Origin of the sequence: Methylobacterium sp. NPDC080182 (genome assembly GCF_050281105.1) — a bacterium.
In the GTDB taxonomy this organism is placed as follows: domain Bacteria; phylum Pseudomonadota; class Alphaproteobacteria; order Rhizobiales; family Beijerinckiaceae; genus Methylobacterium.
Genome location: NZ_JBNNWO010000004.1, coordinates 84976 through 99058, shown reverse-complemented (window position 1 = coordinate 99058; position 14083 = coordinate 84976). Strand labels below are relative to the sequence as shown.

At 73.9% G+C, this 14083-nt stretch carries 15 protein-coding genes and 1 pseudogene; 10 read left to right on the top strand and 6 right to left on the bottom strand.

What is annotated here, in order from left to right; all coding sequences use genetic code 11:
* The first annotated feature begins 5 nt into the window (after positions 1 to 5).
* Entirely contained in the window at positions 6 to 1478 is a 1473-nt protein-coding gene (locus ACQKQD_RS09115; RefSeq protein ID WP_427508152.1) for a M81 family metallopeptidase, read from the top strand.
* Entirely contained in the window at positions 1475 to 2617 is a 1143-nt protein-coding gene (locus ACQKQD_RS09110; protein WP_354455875.1) for a M20/M25/M40 family metallo-hydrolase, read from the top strand. The genes ACQKQD_RS09115 and ACQKQD_RS09110 overlap by 4 nt, the downstream gene beginning before the upstream one ends.
* Positions 2618 to 2634: 17 nt before the next feature.
* Here ACQKQD_RS09110 and ACQKQD_RS09105 read toward each other — a convergent pair whose 3' ends face one another.
* Both ACQKQD_RS09105 and ACQKQD_RS09100 read right to left on the bottom strand, forming a co-directional pair.
* Positions 2635 to 2799: a hypothetical protein gene (locus ACQKQD_RS09105; RefSeq protein ID WP_165923085.1), complete on the bottom strand. Its 165-nt coding sequence runs from the start codon at positions 2797 to 2799 to the stop codon at positions 2635 to 2637.
* A gap of 73 nt (positions 2800 to 2872) precedes the next feature.
* Positions 2873 to 4267: an amidase family protein gene (locus ACQKQD_RS09100; protein WP_427508151.1), complete on the bottom strand. Its 1395-nt coding sequence runs from the start codon at positions 4265 to 4267 to the stop codon at positions 2873 to 2875.
* Between the two features lie 317 nt (positions 4268 to 4584).
* Between ACQKQD_RS09100 and ACQKQD_RS09095 the strand changes: the two genes are divergently transcribed.
* Complete coding sequence (locus ACQKQD_RS09095; RefSeq protein ID WP_012317896.1) at positions 4585 to 4746, top strand: hypothetical protein; 162 nt, start codon at positions 4585 to 4587, stop codon at positions 4744 to 4746.
* 63 nt (positions 4747 to 4809) lie between these two features.
* On the opposite strand, the gene ACQKQD_RS09090 is transcribed toward ACQKQD_RS09095, so the two are convergent.
* Both ACQKQD_RS09090 and ACQKQD_RS09085 read right to left on the bottom strand, forming a co-directional pair.
* A complete protein-coding gene (locus ACQKQD_RS09090; protein WP_427508150.1) occupies positions 4810 to 5733 on the bottom strand; it encodes a metallophosphoesterase family protein in 924 nt (307 codons plus the stop codon).
* Positions 5734 to 5794: 61 nt separating this feature from the next.
* Positions 5795 to 6286, bottom strand: a pseudogene (locus ACQKQD_RS09085) (VIT1/CCC1 transporter family protein); the annotation flags it as partial.
* A 295-nt stretch (positions 6287 to 6581) separates the two neighbouring features.
* Here ACQKQD_RS09085 and ACQKQD_RS09080 point away from each other — a divergent pair.
* From ACQKQD_RS09080 to lpxK, 3 genes are read left to right on the top strand one after another with little or no spacing between them, the layout of a single operon-like run.
* Positions 6582 to 7367, top strand: a complete 786-nt coding sequence (locus ACQKQD_RS09080) for a lysophospholipid acyltransferase family protein (protein ID WP_427508149.1) — start codon at positions 6582 to 6584, stop codon at positions 7365 to 7367.
* Positions 7364 to 8695 (top strand): 3-deoxy-D-manno-octulosonic acid transferase, encoded by a 1332-nt coding sequence (locus tag ACQKQD_RS09075; protein WP_427508148.1) that lies wholly within the window; start codon positions 7364 to 7366, stop codon positions 8693 to 8695. The genes ACQKQD_RS09080 and ACQKQD_RS09075 overlap by 4 nt, the downstream gene beginning before the upstream one ends.
* Positions 8695 to 9675, top strand: a complete 981-nt coding sequence (gene lpxK, locus ACQKQD_RS09070; protein WP_427508147.1) for a tetraacyldisaccharide 4'-kinase — start codon at positions 8695 to 8697, stop codon at positions 9673 to 9675. The genes ACQKQD_RS09075 and lpxK overlap by 1 nt, the downstream gene beginning before the upstream one ends.
* A gap of 3 nt (positions 9676 to 9678) precedes the next feature.
* On the opposite strand, the gene ACQKQD_RS09065 is transcribed toward lpxK, so the two are convergent.
* Positions 9679 to 9897 carry a DUF2093 domain-containing protein gene (locus ACQKQD_RS09065; RefSeq protein WP_427508146.1) on the bottom strand — a complete coding sequence of 73 codons (219 nt, stop codon included), beginning with the start codon at positions 9895 to 9897 and terminating at the stop codon, positions 9679 to 9681.
* 62 nt (positions 9898 to 9959) lie between these two features.
* Complete coding sequence (locus ACQKQD_RS09060) at positions 9960 to 10946, bottom strand: bifunctional riboflavin kinase/FAD synthetase (protein ID WP_427508145.1); 987 nt, start codon at positions 10944 to 10946, stop codon at positions 9960 to 9962.
* 276 nt (positions 10947 to 11222) lie between these two features.
* On the opposite strand from ACQKQD_RS09060, the gene ACQKQD_RS09055 reads away from it, so the two are divergent.
* The 4 genes from ACQKQD_RS09055 to ACQKQD_RS09040 all read left to right on the top strand — a co-directional run bounded on the left by ACQKQD_RS09055 (position 11223) and on the right by ACQKQD_RS09040 (position 13992).
* Positions 11223 to 11606, top strand: coding sequence for a response regulator (locus ACQKQD_RS09055; protein ID WP_012317888.1), 384 nt, complete (start codon positions 11223 to 11225; stop codon positions 11604 to 11606).
* Positions 11607 to 11716: 110 nt separating this feature from the next.
* The gene (locus tag ACQKQD_RS09050; RefSeq protein ID WP_020093693.1) at positions 11717 to 12250 is read left to right on the top strand and encodes a protein phosphatase CheZ; all 534 of its coding nucleotides are present in this window, start codon (positions 11717 to 11719) and stop codon (positions 12248 to 12250) included.
* Between the two features lie 133 nt (positions 12251 to 12383).
* Complete coding sequence (locus ACQKQD_RS09045; RefSeq protein ID WP_091979486.1) at positions 12384 to 13172, top strand: creatininase family protein; 789 nt, start codon at positions 12384 to 12386, stop codon at positions 13170 to 13172.
* Between the two features lie 70 nt (positions 13173 to 13242).
* Positions 13243 to 13992, top strand: a complete 750-nt coding sequence (locus ACQKQD_RS09040) for a DUF1223 domain-containing protein (protein WP_427508144.1) — start codon at positions 13243 to 13245, stop codon at positions 13990 to 13992.
* Positions 13993 to 14083: the final 91 nt, after the last annotated feature.

The following is a 14083-nucleotide window of genomic DNA, read 5'->3' as shown; positions in this document are numbered from 1 at the left end:
GGACCTTGAAGATCTTCATCGCCGGCCTCGCCACCGAGACCAACACCTTCGCGCCGCTGCCCACCGGACGGTCGGCGTTCCACGCCGACTACGCCCGCCGGGACGGCAGCCGGAACCCGCCGAGCCTCAGCAATATCGGCCTCAAGGCCTGGCGCGCGCTGGCCGAGGCGGACGGGCACACCGTCGTCGAGAGCCTCTCGACCTTCGCGCAGCCCGGCGGGATCACCCTGCGGGCCGTCTACGAGGAGCTGCGCGACGCGCTGCTGGCGGATCTGGAGGCCGCGATGCCGGTCGACGCGGTGCTGCTGTTCATGCACGGGGCCATGGTGGCCGAGGGGTACGACGACTGCGAGGGCGACACCCTGGAGCGGGTCCGCGCCATCGTGGGACCGGACGCCACGATCGGCGTCGAGCTCGACCTCCACTGCCACCTTACCGAGACGATGCGGGCCAGCGCAGACGTCATCGTGATCTACAAGGAATACCCCCACACCGACATCGTCGACCGCGCCCGCGACCTGTACCCCCTGGTCGTCCGGACCGTGGCGAAGGACATCCGGCCGGTGATGGCCTACGCCGACTGCCGGATCGTCAACATGTGGCGCACCAGCCGCGAGCCGGTCGCGGGCTTCGTTCGCCGCATGGAGGCGCTGGAGGGGCGCGACGGCATCCTGTCGGTCTCCTTCGGGCACGGCTTTCCCTGGGGCGACGTGGCCGATGTCGGCGCCAAGATGCTGGTCGTGGCCGACGGCGATGCCGGCAAGGCGCAGGCGCTGGCCGACGAGCTGGCCGGGGCCGTCTGGGCGATGCGGGAGGAGGCGGCGAGCCACTGCGACACGATCGACGCGGCCATCGACCGGGCGCTCGCCTCCGGCGACCCGCGCCCGATGGTGCTCGCCGACTTCGCCGACAATGCCGGCGCGGGCGCACCCTCCGACAACACCGCGATCCTCGCCCGCCTCGCCGAGCGGGGCATCGCGGACGTGGCGCTCGGCCTGATCTGGGATCCCGGCGCGGTCGGCATCTGCCACGAGGCCGGCCTCGGGGCGACCTTCACCCTCCGGATCGGCGGCAAGTGCGGCGTGACCTCCGGGAACCCGGTGGACCTGCGCGTCACGGTCCGCGGCCTGTCGGACGACCACAGCCAGACCGGCCTCAGCGGCGGCCGGGCCCAACTCGGCCCCGCGGCCTGGGTGGAGGCGGACGGGATCCACGTGGTGCTGACCCACAAGCGCCAGCAGGCCTTCGCGCCCGACGCGTTCACGGGCCTCGGCCTGAGCCTCGACGACAAGCGGATCGTCGTGGTGAAGTCGATGCAGCACTTCTACGCCGCCTTCGCGCCGATCGCGAGCGAGGTCCGCTACGTCGCGGCGCCCGGCGCCGTCCCGCCGGATTACGGCGCGATCCCCTACACCAAGCGGTCCGGCCTCTACTGGCCGCGCGTCGCCGATCCGTTCGCCGAGGAGAACGCCCGATGATCCCGGACCTGTCCTTCGACGCGCGCGAGATCCTCGCGACCCTGCAGCCCTGGGTGCTGTGCGAGAGCCCCACCCACGACGCGGCGGCGGTCAATCGCATGATGGGCGTCGCCGCCCGCGACCTCGCGCTTCTCGGGGCGACCGTCGAGACGATCCCGGGCCGCATGGGCCTGAGCGACTGCGTCCGCGCCCGGTTCCCGCACCGGGACCGCGACGCGCCCGGCATCCTGGTGCTCGGCCACCTCGACACGGTGCATCCGGTCGGCACCCTCGGGAGCCTGCCGTGGCGGATCGAGGGCGACCGCGCCTACGGTCCCGGCATCCTCGACATGAAGGGCGGCAACGTCATCGCGCTCGCGGCGATCCGCGCCCTGGCGGCGGCCGGGATCGAGACGCCGCTGCCGGTGACCGTCCTGTTCACCGGCGACGAGGAGATCGGCAGCCCCTCCACCCGCGACCTGATCGAGGCGGAGGCCGCCCGCCACGCCGTCGTGCTGGTGCCCGAACCCGGCCAGCCCGAGAACGGGGTCGTCACCGGCCGCTACGCCATCGCCCGCTTCGACCTCGAGGCCCTGGGCCGCCCGAGCCACGCCGGCGCCTCGCCCCACGAGGGGCGCTCGGCGATCCGCGCGATGGCGCGCAAGATCCTCGCCATCGACGCGCTGTCGGATGCCGACTGCACCGTCTCGACCGGGATCGTCTCGGGCGGGCAGTGGGTGAACTGCGTCCCCACCGTCTGCCGCGGGCAGGCGCTCAGCATGGCCAAGCGGCAGGCCGACCTCGACCGCGGCGTCGCGCGGATGCTGGCCCTGTCGGGCGAGGAGGACGGCGTCCGCTTCACCGTGACCCGCGGCGTGACCCGGCCGGTCTGGGAGCCGGATGCCGGCTGCATGGCGCTCTACGAGCAGGCGCGTGCGCTGAGCGAGGCGCTCGGCCAGCCCCTGCCCCATCGCAGCGCCGGCGGCGGCTCGGACGGCAACTTCACCGGCGCCAACGGCATTCCGACCCTCGACGGGCTCGGACCGCTGGGCCAGGGCTACCACACCCTGGAGGAGCACGTGCTGATCGAGACCCTGCCGCAGCGGGCCCGGCTCTTCGCGGCCCTGCTCGCCAACCTCGGCGCCGCCGGCCGGCCCTGAGGTCGGCCGCGCCGCGATCAGGCGCGACCCCGGCCGAGGGCCGCGACCGCCAGTGCGCCCAGCAGGCCCCCGGCCGTGCCGCCGCCGAAGAAGCCCGCCAGGGCGAGGAGCGGTCCCGACGACGCGGTCAGGAGACAGAGCAGGGTGCTTCCGAGGCACCCGCCGGTGGCGATCATCGACATGCCGCGCCTTATGCAACCAATGGTTGTAGAAGCGGGGCGGCGACGGTTCGGTTCCGGCGGCCGCAGTTGCGCCTCAGGCCGGGTCGACCGGCATCTCCGGCACGCCGCCGGCCTCGATCGCCGCGCCGGCCGCGAGGCAGAGGTCTTCCCGGTAGCGGGCGGCGACCAGCTGCACGCCGACGGGTGTCCGCCCGACGAGGCCCGTCGTCACCGTGAGCGCCGGGACGCCGATCGGCGCCAGTCCGACCTGCAGCAGGTTCGCCTCGAAGGCCCGGGCGATCCCGGCATCGCCGGTGCGGTCGAGCCCGTCCGGGAAGGGCAACTCCCCCGAGACCGGGACCAGCAGCACGGGGTTCTCGGCCAGGAACAGCGCCCAGTCCCGCGCCAGCGTCGCGCGCCGGGTCAGAGCCCGGGCGATGGCGTCGGGCGCCATCGCCTCGGCCCGCGGCCGGAAGCTCTCCAGGAGGCCGATCGCCGCCGGATCCCCCTCCCGCTCGGCCGCGGCCCGGACCGCCGCGTAGCCGTCGCCGAGCCAGAGCTGGAGCTGCAGCTCGCACGCCTCCCGGATCGGCGGGGTGTCGGCGATCTCCGTGACCGCCCACCCGGCCTCGCTCAGGCGCCGCGCGGCCTCGCGCAGGGCGGCCTCGACCTCCGGTGCGGTGGCGAGCCCCCCGGGCCGCACGCAGAGCGCGACCTCGCGCGCGACGGGCGGTCCCTCGAGCGGTGCCGGCACCCACCACGGGTCGCGCGGGTCGGGCGCCGCCATGACCTCGAGGCCGAGGCGCACGTCGGCGATGCTGCGGGCGAGCGGGCCCGAGACCGCCATCAGCTGGGGGCCGATGCCGCGCTCGGGCGAGGACGCGTTCCAGGCCGGGATCCGGCCCAGGCTCGGGCGCAGCCCGTGCACCCCGCAGGCATAGGCCGGGTAGCGCACCGAGCCGGCGATGTCGGTGCCGTGCGCGATGGCGCCGATCCCGGCCGCCACCGCGGCGCCGGCACCCCCGGAGGAGCCGCCGGGCGTCAGCGCCGGGTCGCGGGGATTCTTGGTGTCGCCGTGGAGCTGGTTCGTGGTGAACCAGCGCAGCGAGAAGGCCGGCGTGTTGGTCCGCCCGAGCAGCACGGCGCCGGCCCGGCGCAGGTTGGCGACGACGGGATTGTCGTCCGTCGCCACGAGATCGCGCTGGAGGCGCAGCCCGTTCGTCGTCGCGAAGCCGCGCTGGTCGGCGTTGACCTTGACGGTGACCGGCACGCCCGCCAGCGGACCGGGGGCCTCGCCGCGCGCCCGGGCGGCGTCCACCGCGTCCGCCTGCGCCAGCACGTCCTCGGGCCGGTGCTCGACCACGGCGTTGATCCGCCCGTTGACCGCGTCGAGCCGGTCGAGGGCGTCCCGCGCCACCTCCCGGGCCGAGACCTGGCCGGAGCGGATCAGGGCCGCGAGGTCGGTCGCCGTCAGACGCCAGAGCTGCATGGGGTGTCCTTTCGCGCCCGGACGGGCGGGATCCATCCTACGATTCGCGCCGCCCGGGCGGCTCCCGGCCGACCCGCGCAGCATATTCAAAATGCAAGACGGCGGCCGCTTTTTTGCGCACCCGCGGATCGCGTGGCCGGCCAAGGCTTTGCCGCATTGCAGCAGAAGGACCTAAGCATTTCGACGTATACGACCCTTGCCACCTTTGGAACGACTGATAACCTCGCCCTCGTTCGCGCGTTCGACCGGCCAATCCAGCGAGAAGGGACGATTTCCTCAGACGAAAGCAGGCAACCTCCAGCATAAGGCAGGCTCCCATGGCAGAGGTGATTCGCGTCAGGCCGACTCACGACGGCACCTATACCGTGTATCGCGGGACACTCGCGTTGATATGCGGTCTCACCCGCCTCCAGGCCGAGCGCTACGAAGCAAGTCTCAGCCGACAGCAGCGCGCCGACCTCGCGGTCGCCGGCATCTGAACCGCATCGTTGCCGATCATTGGGCCGGCGCCGCCATCACGACGGCCGTGCCGGCTCACGCCCTCAGGCTCCGCCCGGCGCGCCGAGGTCGAGCGTGCCGAGATCGCCCACGGTGCCCGACGCGTCGAGGCCCCGCCGACGGGCCGTGACCGAGAACCCCTGGTCCGCCCGGCCGATCTCGAACAGCAGGTAGGAGGCCCGGCGCGACGCGATCGCGCCGTGACCGTCCGCGCGCGCCGAGGCGGAGGGGGCTCCGATGACCGGGACGGTCCGCCCGTCCGGCCCCGCGATCCGGGCGGTGCTGGTGACGTGATTGTGACCGTGCAGGATCAGGTCCGCGCCGGCCCGCCCGATCATCGCGGTGAACGCCGCCGCGTCCTTGAGCTCGCGCCCCGGTGAGGCGCCGCCGGGCTGCGGCGGATGGTGGATCATCACCACACGGAACGGCCGACCGGGCTCGGTGGCCAGGGCGCGGAGCAGGGTCTCGGCCGCGGCGAGCTGCGACGCGCCGAGGCGGCCGGTCGCCACGAAGGGCTTCGTCGGGATCGCGCTGGACAGGCCGACCAGGGCCAGCGGGCCGCGGCGCCGCAGGTACGGGAAGTGGCCCCAGGAGCCCGAATCGTCCCCCGTGTAGCGGCCGCAGGCGGCGAGCAGGCCTTCCAGGGAGCCGCGGACATAGGCGTCGTGGTTGCCCGGCACGAAGCTCACCGCCTCGGGGGATCCGAGGGCTTCCAGGAAGGTGCGGGCGGTCTCCCACTCGCTGGGCAGGCCGATGTTGCACAGGTCGCCCGTGCAGGCGACGTGCGCGGCCCCCTGCGCCTTCAGATCGGTGACCAGGGCCTCCAGCACGGTCATATCGTGGCTGCGCGAGCGCCCCCGCCGCCAGTTGGCGTAGCCGGTGGCGCGCTTGCCGAGGAGCTGGCGGAGGCGCACCGGCCCGAGGGGCCCGACATGCGGATCGCTGAGATGGGCGAGGCGGAAGGTCAACGCCGGTGGTCACCCTCGACACGGGGAAAGGCGCCCCGCATCGCGGGCGCGGCGCGTCCCGTCAAGCGCTTCCGATCAGCATCCCGACCACCAGCACCAGCGCGCCGCCGAGCATGACCTGCAGGGCCGCGCGCCAGAACGGCGTCGCCATGAAGCGCGTGCGGATCGCCGCGATGACCGCGAGCTCCACGATCACCACCAGAACCGCGAGGCTCGTGGCCAGGACGAACGGGTTCGGCCAGCCGGCCGGGAGCGTGTCGGGGATCGCGTAGGGCAGCGTGTGGCCGAGGCCGCCCAGCGTGGTCATCGCCCCGCAGACTAGGCCGCGCAGCCACGGATCGCCGCGGCCGGTGACGGCGCCGTCGTCCGACAGGGCCTCGGTGAACCCCATGCTGATGCCGGCCCCGACCGAGGCTGCGAGCCCCACCAGGAAGGTCGCGCCGTTGTGACCCGTGGCGAAGGCCGCCGCGAAGATCGGCGCGAGGGTCGAGACCGAGCCGTCGATCAGGCCGGCAAGGCCGGGCTGCACGTAGCGCAGCACGAAGGCGCGGCGCGCCTCGGCGTGCAGGTCGGCGGCGCTGTCGAGGGCGGCGGCCATGCGAATCTCCTTCTTTGGATCCATTCCAATCTATAGTCTGGAATTGATCTAAACAAGGCTCGCTGCCGTGTTTTCGCCGCGCCGCGGGAGCATCCGCGGCGTCGGAACGCCCGCCGATCCCGGCGGCCTAACCGTGTGGTTGTGGACGAGGCCGATTGTCTCGTCTCCGGAGCGGGAGCTAGACCATGTGCGGTCGAATTCGATCCGGACCTGATCGGGCGGCGGCACGCCGGCCCGCCCCAAGCGTGACATGAGCCTCGGTAAGCGTCTCCTCCGCCAGCCCCCCGTGCAGCGCCTCCTCGGCCGTCTCGCGGCGACCTATCTGCGGCTCGTGCGCCTCACCAACCGCTTCGAGATCCACGCGGGCGAGGCGTCCGCGGGCGCGGCGGACGGGTGGATCGACGCGCGCACGCCGCTGATCCTCGGCATGTGGCACGGCCAGCACATCATGATGCCGCTCCTGCGCCGACCGGGCGACCGCGTGGCGACGATCATCTCGCGGAACCCGGACGGGAACATCAACACCATCGCGCTGGAGCGCTTCGGCGTCCGCGTGATGCGCGCCTCCGGCGCCCGCGGCCGCGGCCGCGCCACCGATCAGCGCGCCAAGGGCGGCGCGGAGGGCTTGCGGGCGATGCTGCGGGCGCTGAAGGCCGGCGAATCCGTGGCCTTCAGCGCCGACGTGCCGAAGGTTTCCCGCCGGTGCGATGCCGGGATTCTCACCCTCGCGCGCTTCTCCGGCCGGCCGATCGTCCCGGCGGCCGTGGTGACGAGCCGGCACCTGCGCTTCAGTTCGTGGGACCGGGCCTGCCTCGGGCTGCCCTTCGGCCGCGGCGCGATCGTGCTGGGCGACCCGATCTACGTCCCGCGGGACTGCGAGGGCGAGGCGTTCGAGACGCTCCGCCGCTTCGTCGAGGCCGAGATGAACCGGGTCCACGCCCGTGCCTACGCCCTCGTCGGGCGCGCCGACCGGGCGGCGCTCTACCGCGACCAGATCCCCGAGATCGGGCAGGCGCCGGTGGGAGACCTCGCGTGAGGCGCCCCTCCGTGACCCTGCCGCTACAGGCCTACCGGGCCGGCCTGCGCATCGGCGAGCCGGCGCTGACGGGCCTGCTCGCGTGGCGCGCGCAGCGCGGCAAGGAGGATCCGCGCCGGCTCCCGGAGCGGCGGGGCCTGCCGGGCCGGGCCCGGCCGGTCGGGCCGCTCGCCTGGATGCACGGCGCCAGCGTCGGCGAAGCCCTGTCGCTGATCGGGCTCGTCGAGGGCATGATCGCCCGCGGCTTCTCGGTCCTCGTCACCACCGGCACGCGCGCGGCCGCCGAGCTGGTCGGCGTCCGGCTGCCTCCGGGCGCGGTGCATCAGTACATGCCCCTGGACGCGCCGCGCTGGGTCGGACGGTTCCTCGACCACTGGCAGCCGGACCTCGCGGTGATCGCCGAGTCGGAGATCTGGCCGAACACGATCCTGGCGCTCGACGAGCGCGAGATCCCGCTGATCTTGGTCAACGGGCGCATGTCGGAGCGCTCGTTCCGGGGCTGGGAGCGCTGCCCGCGCACCGCGAAGGCGCTCCTGGCGCGGATCGCGATCTGCCTCACGCAGACCCAGGAGGACGGCGAGCGCTTCGCCAAGCTCGGCGCGCCGCGGGTGAGCATCGCCGGCAACCTGAAATTCGACGCCTCGGTGCCGCCGGCCGACGCGCAGCAGCTCTCCTATCTGGGAGCCATGGTGGCCGGCCGGCCGGTCTGGGTCGCGGCGAGCACGCATTCCGGCGAGGAGGCCATGGTCGCCTACGCGCACGCGATGCTGAAGGCGCAGTTCCCCCAGCTCCTGACCATCATCGCCCCGCGCCACCCGGCCCGGGGGGGCGAGGCCGTCGCCTGCGCGAACGCCGTCGGCCTGCGCAGCGCGCTGCGGTCCACCGGCGGGCGGCCCCATCCCTCGATCGAGGTCTACGTCGCCGACACGATCGGCGAGCTGGGCTTGTTCTACCGCCTCTGCCCCCTGGTGTTCCTCGGCGGCTCCCTGGTTCCGCGGGGTGGCCAGAACCCGATCGAGCCACTGCGGCTCGACTCGGCGGTGCTTCACGGGCCGCACACCGAGAATTTCGGCGTCATCTACCAGGCCCTCGACCGCGCCGGCGGCGCCATGCCGGTGCGCGACGGCGTCGAGTTGGCGGCGGTCGCCGCCGAGCTCCTCGGTGACCGGGAGCGCCTCGCCGACATGGCCCGCGCCGGGCAGCGCGCCCTGGAGCCGTTCGAGGGGGCGGTGGCGCGCACGCTCGCGGTCCTCGACCCGTTCGTGGCGCAGATGAAGCTCCAGCGCCTCGACCGCGGCAGCCCCGCGCGCCCGCTCGCGCGGGCCTGATGAGACCGCCGGCCTTCTGGGCCGCGGGGCCGGATCACCCGGCCGCGCGCGCGCTGGCGCCGGTCGGCGCGGCCTACGGGGCGCTCGTGGCGCGGCGGATGGACCGCCCCGGCGCGCGGGCCGGCTGCCCGGTCCTGTGCCTGGGCAACTTCACCCTCGGCGGAGCCGGCAAGACGCCGGCCGCCCTGGCGGTCGCGGGCCTCGTCGCCGAACTCGGCGCCGCGCCGGCCTTCCTGTCGCGCGGCTACGGCGGCCGGCTCGCGGGTCCGGTGCGGGTCGATCCCGCGCACCACGCCGCCGCCGATGTCGGCGACGAGCCGCTGCTCCTCGCCCGCCTCGCGCCCGCGATCGTCGCCCGCGACCGCCCGGCCGGGGCCGCCCTGTGCCGGAGCCTCGGCGCCGACGTCGTCGTGATGGATGACGGCCTCCAGAACCCGAGCCTCGCCAAAGACCTCAGCCTCGCTGTGGTCGACGGCCCCGCCGGCCTCGGCAACGGCCTGCCGTTCCCGGCGGGGCCGCTGCGCGCGCCGCTCGCCCGGCAATGGCCGCATGTCGGCGGCCTGATCGTGATCGGCGACGGGGCCGGGGGCGCCGCGGTCGCCCGGGCCGCCGAGCGGCGCGGCCTGCCGGTCCACAGGGCGCGCCTCGTCCCGGAGACGGACGACTTGGCCGGCCGCCGCTGCCTCGCCTTCGCGGGGATCGGCCGCCCGGAGAAGTTCTTCGCGACCCTGGCCGAGGCGGGGGCGGTGATCGTCGGGACGCGCCCCTACCCCGACCATCATCCCTACCGGGCGCGCGAGCTGGCGGCGCTTTCCGAGGCGGCTCGGCGCCTCGACGCCGCGCTCGTCACCACCGAGAAGGACGCGGTGCGCCTGCCGCCGGCTTTCGCGGCAGGCGTGCGGGTGCTGCGCGTCCGCCTCGCGCTCGACGACGCGGCCGCCCTGCGCCGGCAGATCCGCGGCGCGCTCGGCGCGCCGTGACCGTCAGGGGCGGCCGGTTTCCTTGAGCCGCCTGAGGAGCGCCTCGGGGGAGGCGTAGGCCTCCTGGCGGGCGGCGCTCCAGTAGCGCAGGGCGTCCAGCGGGATCGGCTCTCCGGTCACCGCGCAGCGCACGAAGCTGCCGGGCTTGACCACCCGCATGGTGCCGTCGCCGTACTCGACGACCGCCTCGCCGCTGTTCGCGCGCTCGTAACGACCCAGCACGTCCGCCTCCTGCTCGATGGTGCCTTCTACACGATCCGCGCGCGCCGCGATGCCCGCGGGGCTCAGGTCAGCATCGACGGGGTCTCATCCCGCGCCAGCATGGTCCGGGCCGCGGCCGCGTCGACATGCATCCGCTCGACCAGCGCCTCGGCGCTGGCGAACCGCTCCTCGCCGCGGATGTACCCGACGAACTCCACAGCGATGTCCTGCCCGTAGAGATCGCCGGAGAAGTCGAACAGGTAGGTCTCCAGCAACGGTGCGCCGTCGTCGAAGGTCGGGCGGCGGCCGTAGCTCGCCACGCCGTCGCGGAACGCGCCCGAGGCCAGGCGGACCCGCACCGCGTAGATGCCGTGCGCGAGCCCGCAATCGGGCAGCATCACGTTTGCGGTGGGGAAACCCAGTTGGCGGCCCCGCTTGTCGCCGTGGCGGACCGCGCCGAGGACGAACCAGCGGTAGCCGAGCAGCGCGTTGGCGCGGGCGACGTCGCCGGCTGCGAGGGCCGCGCGGATCGCGCTGGAGGAGACCGGCTCGGTCTCGCCGCCGAGGGCGACCGGCGCCACGATGCGGCAGCTCATCCCCGCCTCCCGGCAGAGGTCGGCCAGGATCGCGGGCGTGCCCTCGCGGCCGCGGCCGAAGTGGAAATCGTGTCCGACGACCACGCCGGACAGGCCCAGCGACCGCTTCAGGAAATCGAGCACGAAGGCGCGGGCGCCGGTCTCCGCCAGAGCCCCGTCGAAGCGGCGCACGATCAGCCCGTCGAGGCCGAGATGCGCGAACACGATCTCCTTGGCGGCGAGGCCGGTCAGCCGGAACATCGGCGCGTCGGGCGTGAAGTAGGCCCGCGGGTGCGGCTCGAAGGTCAGGATCGCGGCCGGCCGGCCGGCCGCGCGGGCGGCGGCGCGCACGCTGTCGACGAGCATCCGGTGCCCGAGATGGACGCCGTCGAAGTTGCCGATCGCCGCCACGGCCCCGGCCAGGGCCGGCGGGACGGGGGCGTCGGCGCGGCAGATCGTGAAGGGTCGCGCGGCCGTGTCGTCGCCTGTGGCCATCGGTTCGGGTCGAGTGCTCGGAAGGGTCGGATAGGGTCGCCTGACATGTCCGCGAGGGGCCCGACGCGGCCGGACCCTGCCGAAAGGCGCCCGGAGGGTCAAGCGAGGCGACGCCGCGCGGGCGGCCATGCGCCGCCCGCGCCGATTAACGGCTTCGCAATGCGCATGCCCTATTTGAAATGCTGTGCAGCGCAGCTAAATTGCAGCGTTAGCGAAGCGTTAATCTATCCGGGAGCCGCCGCGGCTTCCCGCCGGGCAATACGGAGCAGTTGTTCGATGGCTCTCGACCTGAGCATGCCGATCCTCGTTGTCGACGATTACCAGACGATGGTCCGCATTATTCGCAATCTACTGAAGCAGCTCGGCTTCGAGGAGGTCGACGACGCTTCCGACGGGACCGAGGCGCTCGCACGACTGAAGGGTCGCAAGTACGGGCTCGTCATCTCCGACTGGAACATGGAGCCGATGACCGGCTACGAGCTGCTCCGTCACGTGCGCGCCGACGAAAATCTTCGGACGACGCCGTTCATCATGGTGACGGCCGAATCGAAGACCGAGAACGTGATCGCGGCCAAGAAGGCCGGCGTGAACAACTACATCGTCAAGCCCTTCAACGCGGCCACGCTGAAGTCGAAGATCGAGGCGGTCTGCGGCAGCTGACCGGCCTCCCGTCTTCGACCACCGCGCGTCCGGACGGATCGCTCCCGCGCCGCCGGACGCCGAGACGTGGCGTGGCCGGCGAGGACGGCCACAGATCCGAGGAGGAGAGCATGTCGTCAGCCGCCGCACGGCAGACCGATCTGCGGCTTCGCGAGCCGCAGACCGTGATCTCCGAGCTGATCGAGATCGCGGATTACATCGCCCATCTCCGCGAGGAGATCGGGGCGCTGCGCGCGAACGAGATGAGTCGCGACCGGATCCCCATGGCGCACGAGGAGCTCGGCAGCGTCGTGGAGGCGACCGCCGGCGCCACCAACACGATCATGGAGGCGGCCGAGGCGATGCTCGGCCTGCCCGACGGGCCGGGCTACCGCGACGCGGTCGAGGAGCGCATCAACACGATCTTCGAGGCCTGCGCGTTCCAGGACATCACCGGCCAGCGGATCGCCAAGGTGGTCGAATCGCTGCGCCTGTTCGAGCAGCGCCTCGCCCGCTTCGTCGGCGCCGTGAAGGCCCGCGACGCGGCCTCCATGGATCCCGCCGAGCGTGCCCGGCGGACCCGGGCCGAGGACCTCATGCTGAACGGCCCGCAGGCCGTGGACGCCACGCCCTCCCAGGACGACATCGACGCGCTGTTCGCCTGACGCGATCCGGGCCGGCGCGGGACCGGTTGTCTGAGGAAGGATCGCCGGCGCGACGGTCGACTCGGCGCCGGCCTGCCGGCTAGATCGCCTTCCGGACCCGCCGCGTGCGGGGCGGGCGGAGGCCGCGGCAGAGATGACGGCGCAGTTCTGGTCCGAGCTGACCACCGAAGACTTCACCCAACGGGACATGGGTCGCGCGATCGCCGTCCTGCCGGTGGCCGCCGTCGAGCAGCACGGTCCCCACCTCCCCCTCGCGACCGACACCGTGATCGCCGAGGGCTACCTCGCCCGGGTGCGCGACGGCGTGCCGGCGGATCTCGACGTGCTGCTGCTGCCGGTCCAGCCGGTGGGCAAGTCCGACGAGCACGACGCGTTTCCCGGCACGCTCTCCCTGGAGACCGGGACGGCGCTGGCCGCCTGGACGGGCATCGGCGCGGCCGTCCACCGCGCCGGCTGCCGCAAGCTGGTGATCGTCACGAGCCACGGCGGCAACAGCGCGCTCATCGATCTCGTGGCGGGCGAGCTGCGCGCCCGGTTCGGCATGGTCGCGGTCACGACATCCTGGGCGCGGCTCGGCTATCCCGAGGGTCTGTTCCCGGCGGACGAGATCGCCCACGGCATCCACGCCGGCGGCATCGAGACGGCGCTGATGCTGGCCCTGCGGCCGGACCTCGTCCGGACCGACCGGGTCGCGGATTTCCCGCCGCGCACGCTGTCGATGATCCGCGACTTCACCCACCTGCGCGCCGGCCGCCCCGCCGCCTTCGCGTGGAAGGCCGGCGATCTCCAGGCTTCGGGCGCCATGGGCGACGCGCGGCTCGGCACGGCCGAGGCGGGCCGCGCGGCGCTCGACCACGGCGCCCGGGCCTTCGTCGCCCTGCTGCGCGACGTCGACGCCTTCGAACTCGCGCCGCCGGTGTAACCGCCGCCGCGCCGCCGCCGAAGGAGCCGGTACGCCGGGTCCGAACCGCCGGCGTGCGGGAGTTCCGGCCATGCGCCCTGCCCTCTTGATCGCCGCCGCCCTGCTGTGCGGCAGCCTCTACCCGGCCGACGCGGCGGAGCGCCCCGTCGTCGTCGAGCTGTTCACCTCGCAGAGCTGCTCCTCCTGCCCGCCCGCGGAGGCGCTGATCGGCCGCCTCGCCCACGAGCCGGCGGGGGCGCAGGGCGATGTCCTGCCGCTCGCGTTCCACGTCACCTACTGGAACCATCTCGACTGGCGCGATCGCTACGCCCTGCCGGCCGCCACCGCCCGCCAGGAGGCCTACGCGGCCCGTCTCGGCGGACCCACCTACACGCCGCAGGCGGTGATCGACGGGCAGGTCGGGCTGGTCGGCTCCGACGAGGCCGGCCTGCGCGCCGCGATCGCGCGCGCCCGGCAGGCCGGGCCCGGCATTCCCGTGACGCTGGCCCGCGACGGCGAGCAGGTCGTCGCGCAGATCGGTGCCGGGGCCGGCGGCGCCGCGGGCCGCGTCCTCCTGATCGGGTACGATCCGAGCCACACCACCCGCGTGCTGCGCGGCGAGAATGCCGGGCGCACCATCGAGCAGGCCAACATCGTCCGGTCGGTGCGCGACCTCGGGCGCTGGTCCGGCTCCGCCGCGACCTTCGCGTCGGCGCGTCCCGAGGGCGAGACGGCGGCCCTGCTGCTCCAGTCCGAGGACGGGCGGATCCTGGGCGCCGCGCGCCTCGCCGCGTCTCCCACAACGTCGCACGCCGCGACGGTCCGGGAGGCCGTGCGATGATCCTCGCCGTCCCGGGCGGGATGCCCGCGCGCGGCTGGGTGCTGGCGTCGGGATCGGACCGTGGGGTAGACACGCCGCGTGCCGGGGGACG